Below are 5,649 nucleotides of genomic sequence, written 5' to 3'. Positions count from 1 at the left end.
CAATTATCGTAAAACCGAGTAATTGCCCGCAAGGTTCTTTCTACGGCAGTCTGGCAAGCATGGGAGTTTAAATCATCAACAAATTTAAACTCTTTCCTTAATGCTGTGTTGTACCGAAATAACTCTGTTTTGCCAACACCCGGATTATCCATCCAATAACGCAGGACTTTATTCCGAACAAATTGGGTTGTCCGTATTGCTTCGTTAATGGCTTCTATCTGATTAGGTTTTGGCTTAACCTTGTATTCTAGTACAAACATTTTGACACTGCTCGACCGAGTATCAATATCTTAGCACAAAATTCCTTAAGTTGACAATATATATTTAAGTGGAGCCGCCCGACCCTACACTAAAGGGCGGGGCTTGTACTCAAATTTTCGGTCAAAAATAATTATAAACTTGCTATTTATAGATGAAGTATCCTTGTAATTTGTTTCTTTTATTTTTATGGATGGATTAGTAGAACTAAATCTAGTGGATTTGGGTTGGGCTTTGGGGATGATGGGTATTTGTTTACTCCTCTCCCGTTGGTCAAATTTAGCTCTAGAGGGACAATTATTATTAGCGACCGGTCGATCGATCCTGCAATTATTAGTGGTAGGCTACGTTATCGCCGTTATTTTTTCCCTTGATAATCCTCTGGCAGTGCTGGGGATTTTGGCAGTGATGATGACTATTGCGACTATTGTTGCTAAAAATCGCATTGATAGCCGGGATAAGGCCCTATTACCGCTAGTTTTCGGCTCTTTATTGATTAGTAGCTGTCTAACTTTAGGTTATGCGATCGCTTTAATTATTCAACCAGAACAATGGTACTCACCCCAATACTTGATTCCCTTGACGGGGATGGTGTTAGGGCAAGCGATGAATAGTGCCTCTTTAGCCGGGGAAAGATTAAGCAGTGCCATTAAAAGTCACCGTTTAGAAATCGAAACCCATCTTTGTTTGGGGGCAACCCCTCAACAAGCGATCGCAGGTTATCAAAAAGAAGCGATTCGAGCTAGTTTAATCCCCACCCTCAATCAGATGATGGTGGTGGGTTTAGTCAGTTTACCCGGAATGTTCACCGGACAGGTATTGGCAGGAAGTGAACCTTTAAACGCCGCTTCCTACCAGATACTGATCCTGTTTATGATTGCCCTAGCTAACCTAATCACCGCTCAATTGGTGACAGAGGGAATCTATCGGCGCTTTTTCAGTGAGAATTTGTCACTGATCAGTTAACAGTTAACAGTTATCAGTTATCACTAGCCACTAACCACTCCTGACTGCTAAGGGTTTAACGCCCACTGTTCACTGATTACTGTTTACTGATAACTGATTTAGCCTTTCCACTTGCTGGCGACGACTTCAGCGAGATCAACCACCCGTTGGGAGTAACCCCATTCGTTATCGTACCAAGCGATAACCTTCACCATATCGCCACCCATCACCATCGTTAGACTAGCATCGATGATCGAGGAGGCATCAACACCGCGATAATCAGAGGAAACGAGGGGTAAATCATTATATTCGAGAATTCCTTTCAAAGAATTTTCCGAAGCTTCTTTGAGGACTTCGTTTACCTGTTCCGCAATCGTGCTTTTTTCCACTTGCGCGACTAAATCCACCACAGAAACGTTAGGAGTGGGTACACGCAGGGCGATACCGTTAAGTTTCCCTTTCATGTCGGGGATAACTAATGCTACAGCTTTGGCAGCACCGGTGGAGGTGGGAACGATGTTAACGGCTGCGGCGCGGGCGCGACGCAGATCCCGGTGACTAGCATCAAGAATACGTTGATCACCAGTGTAACTGTGGGTGGTGGTCATCGTCCCTTTGATGATGCCGAAGTTTTCGTGAATCACTTTGACGACAGGAGCAAGACAGTTGGTGGTACAACTGGCATTGCTGATGACATTGTATTTATCGTGTTCGTATTCGTGAGCGTTGACACCGACGACATAGGTTCCCACACCCGAACCTTTACCCGGTGCGGTAATGAGGACTTTTTTAGCTCCTGCGACAATATGCTTAGAAGCGCCCTCTTCATCGACGAAAACACCGGTAGCTTCGATCACTAGATCTACACCCCATTCTGCCCAGGGCAGATTGAGGGGATTGCGATCAGAATAACATTTAATGGTTTTACCGTTAACAATTAAAGAATTATCATCGGCATCGATATTAGCGTTAAGTTTGCCTAACATCGAGTCATATTTGAGCAGGTGAGCGTTACTTCGGGGATCGGATGTATCATTGATCCCCACTACCTCCAAGCCACTATCAGTCCGTCCTAACCAACATCTCAGGAAATTACGTCCAATCCGTCCGAAACCATTGATCGCTACTCTAATCACTGCTGCTTGCCCTCTACGTTTTAGTGCAATACATAAAAAAATAATTAATGTTCCCAATCATACCTTAAAGGTTGAACTTTGCGATCCCGATCGAAAATAATTTATTAGCTCACCATTCAGGAGACTCCGAGACTCCGAGACTCCGAGACTCCGAGACTCCGAGACTCCGAGACTCCGAGACTCCGAGACAGGAGATTATTTTTATTGATTCTCCCCACACCCCACACCCACACTCCACACCCCACACCCCACTTCCCCACTTCCCCACTTCCCACTCCCAAAAAAAAGGAATTGGGAGAAAAAATTTTAATTCTGCGTCAAGGATTTTGCAAGGCAACTGGGCAACACTTTGGAATTCTGCTCAAATGCCCCTATCATGAAGTTGACTTTACTACCGATCGAGTTTAAAACTTATATAATCGTGGGTCTGAGGAGTGAAAACAGTGAAAAAAGTTAATTTTAACGGCCAACCTTTCCATTTTATCGGTATTGGCGGTATTGGGATGTCAGCCCTCGCTTATATCTTAGCCAAGCGCAATTTACCTGTGTCTGGCTCGGATTTACGTCCTACTCATATCACCCAACGGCTACAGGGAGCGGGAGCGCACATTTTCCACCGTCAAGAGGCAAATAATTTAGCTTTATTTCATTCTCCGGTCCCTCAAAACAGTAGCCAAACAGTTCCGCAAGTAATCTGCTCCACGGCGATTAATGACCATAACAAGGAATATCAAGCAGCCAGAGACTTAGGATACCCAATTTTTCACCGTAGCGACGTTTTAGCGGCTTTAATCGCTGATTACGACAGTATCGCCGTCGCTGGCACCCACGGAAAAACCACCACTAGCAGCCTAATCGGTTACGTTTTGTTAGAAGCGGGATTAGACCCCACGATCATTGTCGGTGGTGAGGTGGACGCTTGGGAAGGTAACGCTCGTCTTGGTCAAGGTCGTTTTTTAGTGGCAGAGGCCGATGAGTCCGATGGTTCCCTAACCAAGCACGCCCCGAAAATCGGCGTAATCACCAATATTGAGCTAGATCACCCCGACCATTACCAGAATTTAAGCGAAGTTATCGATACTTTCCATGAATTCGCCCATCAGTGCCAGATTTTAGTCGCTTGTTTAGATTGTGACACGATCGCCGAGCATTTCCGTCCGACGATTAGTTATAGTCTCGATCCCGAAAAAGGTGCGGATTACACCGTCAGCGAGATTATCTATGAACAGGGAATGATGAAAGCTTCCGTCTGGGAAAAGGGTAGTTATTTGGGACAAATGGAAGTGAAAATCCCCGGGCAACATAATATTAGTAATGCTTTGGCAGTGGTTGCCATCGGACGTTATCTCGGTTTAGAATTTGCCGTTATTGCCGATGCGATCGCTACTTTTGCTGGGGCAAAACGCCGTTTTGAACACAAGGGAGAGGCAAACGGCATCACTTTTATCGATGATTATGCCCACCATCCTAGCGAATTGTTGGCCACGTTAGCGGCGGCAAAATTGAAGGTAGAAGGCAAACAGTACCAACGTTCGATCGCTATTTTCCAACCCCATCGTTACAGTCGCACCACTGCCTTTTTGGAGGAATTCGGCTCCGCTTTCAGTTCCGCCGATGTGGTAGTCTTAACGGATATTTATAGTGCCGGGGAAGTGAATATCAATCACGTCACAGGGCAGCAAGTGGCCGAACAGGTGAGAAAACACCATAAAAATGCCTACTATCACCCCGAATTGAGTTCTTTAGGTCAATTCCTGCTAGAAATTCTCCAACCAGGCGATCTAGCTCTGTTCCTCGGCGCTGGCAATCTCAATCAAGTTATCCCCGAAATGCTCTCTCTTTACCGCGAACAATTAGCAGTTAGAGTATAGGAGTCAGTTATCAGTTATCAGTTATCAGTTATCAGTTATCAGTTATCAGTTATTAGTTATCAGTTATCAGTTATTATGTTTACTGTTTACTGATCACTGTTTACTGTCCACTGAAAATGCTCCCCAACCCCCTAAAACCCTATGATTAAAACCTCTGTTTCTCTAGCTGATTTCACTTCCTACCGGGTGGGGGGAAGAGCGCAATGGTATGCCGAACCAGTTAATCTAGAGGAATTAAGAGAATTGTTCGCTTGGTGGCGATCGCAAGATTTACCCTTGACTGTTTTGGGGGCTGGTTCAAATTTACTGATCAGCGATCAAGGTTTACCCGGACTTGTTCTCAATACTCGCCATCTGCGATCGAGTTGTTTTGATGCCGAAACTGCTACGATTACAGCAGCGGCGGGGGAACCCCTGCCAAAAATAGCTTGGAGAGCGGCAAAACGGGGCTGGAGGGGCTTAGAATGGGCGGTGGGTATCCCCGGTACGGTGGGGGGGGCTGTGGTGATGAATGCGGGCGCACATACCTCCTGTGTGGCGGATCGATTAGTACGGGCGCTGGTATTAAATCCCGATGGTCAGTTAGAAACTTTAAGCAAAGAAGATTTAAATTATAGTTATCGCAGTTCTTCTCTGCAAGGGGATCAACGTTTAGTTATCGAAGCCACATTTCAGTTAGAAGCTACCGATAATCGCGAGGAAATAATGGCAATTACTACCCATAATTTACGCCATCGCAAAAGTACCCAACCTTATGATCGTCCTAGTTGTGGTAGTGTTTTCCGCAATCCTAAACCGCAATTTGCCGGGGCTTTAATTGAGGAAATGGGATTAAAAGGTTATCAAATTGGCGGGGCGCAAGTATCAGAATTACACGCTAATTTTATCCTGAATATTGGTTCAGCAAAAGCCTCGGATATTCTGCGTTTAATTCGTCATGTGCAGGAACAAGTGTTCGATCGCTGGTCCCTATGGTTAGAACCAGAGGTGAAAGTTTTAGGGGAATTTGACGGGATTTAACTATTTTTCTCGATAACGGTTGAACTCAGCCGCGGTCGGCTGCATGGGCGTTGCTAGACCGCCTCACCAGGGGAGATAATGAACTTGTCCTTGCAACTCTCCCTCCTGACTGCACTCTAGCAATACAAGCATATCCTCAATCACCTGACCAATGGGAGCATCTGTGCTGATTTCGATCACCCCTAGCATGGGCTGACCTTCTCTGACTCGATCATAGGCATAACGAGTAATCGTAGCAACATCTTGACATCCTCGCCGCCGTAAACGGACGGTGATTTCCAAACCTCACGATTTGGGTTTCTGCTTCTTTCCCGAAGGATTTTTCGCACCTGCCTTAACAGATTTACTCTGTTCTGGTCATCAGGTCGCTCTACAGACTGACACCGCAAGCCCTGCGGCCAAAATATTTTTACTGGCGT

At 45.6% G+C, this 5,649-nt stretch carries 5 protein-coding genes and 2 pseudogenes; 3 read left to right on the top strand and 4 right to left on the bottom strand.

Going from position 1 to position 5,649, the window contains the following annotated elements; translation table 11 throughout:
• Nucleotides 1–260, bottom strand: a pseudogene (locus IM456_RS00150) (RNA-guided endonuclease TnpB family protein); the annotation flags it as partial.
• A 187-nt stretch (nucleotides 261–447) separates the two neighbouring features.
• Here IM456_RS00150 and IM456_RS00145 point away from each other — a divergent pair.
• A complete protein-coding gene (locus IM456_RS00145; RefSeq protein ID WP_149988248.1) occupies nucleotides 448–1,224 on the top strand; it encodes an ABC transporter permease in 777 nt (258 codons plus the stop codon).
• 98 nt (nucleotides 1,225–1,322) lie between these two features.
• Here the strand turns inward: IM456_RS00145 and IM456_RS00140 are convergent, their stop codons facing one another.
• A complete protein-coding gene (locus IM456_RS00140; RefSeq protein WP_287691733.1) occupies nucleotides 1,323–2,339 on the bottom strand; it encodes a type I glyceraldehyde-3-phosphate dehydrogenase in 1,017 nt (338 codons plus the stop codon).
• A 443-nt stretch (nucleotides 2,340–2,782) separates the two neighbouring features.
• On the opposite strand from IM456_RS00140, the gene murC reads away from it, so the two are divergent.
• Together murC and murB are read left to right on the top strand one after the other, a co-directional pair.
• Entirely contained in the window at nucleotides 2,783–4,210 is a 1,428-nt protein-coding gene (gene murC / locus IM456_RS00135; RefSeq protein ID WP_287691732.1) for a UDP-N-acetylmuramate--L-alanine ligase, read from the top strand.
• Between the two features lie 141 nt (nucleotides 4,211–4,351).
• Entirely contained in the window at nucleotides 4,352–5,230 is an 879-nt protein-coding gene (gene murB / locus IM456_RS00130; RefSeq protein WP_149988252.1) for a UDP-N-acetylmuramate dehydrogenase, read from the top strand.
• Nucleotides 5,231–5,293: 63 nt separating this feature from the next.
• Here murB and IM456_RS00125 read toward each other — a convergent pair whose 3' ends face one another.
• Together IM456_RS00125 and IM456_RS00120 are read right to left on the bottom strand one after the other, a co-directional pair.
• Complete coding sequence (locus IM456_RS00125; RefSeq protein ID WP_216645746.1) at nucleotides 5,294–5,512, bottom strand: hypothetical protein; 219 nt, start codon at nucleotides 5,510–5,512, stop codon at nucleotides 5,294–5,296.
• 3 nt (nucleotides 5,513–5,515) lie between these two features.
• Nucleotides 5,516–5,649: pseudogene (locus tag IM456_RS00120) on the bottom strand (RNA-guided endonuclease TnpB family protein); the annotation flags it as partial.

The sequence above is a fragment of the Microcystis sp. M079S1 genome (genome assembly GCF_020246425.1).
Classification (GTDB): domain Bacteria; phylum Cyanobacteriota; class Cyanobacteriia; order Cyanobacteriales; family Microcystaceae; genus Microcystis; species Microcystis aeruginosa.
Note: the sequence above shows the minus strand (reverse complement) of the source record. Positions and strands in the feature narration are given on the sequence as shown.

Coding starts and splice junctions, on each gene's coding strand:
- IM456_RS00145 (WP_149988248.1), top strand. CDS start 448: ATGGATGGATTAGTAGAACTAAATCTAGTGGATTTGGGTTGGGCTTTG.
- murB (WP_149988252.1), top strand. CDS start 4,352: ATGATTAAAACCTCTGTTTCTCTAGCTGATTTCACTTCCTACCGGGTG.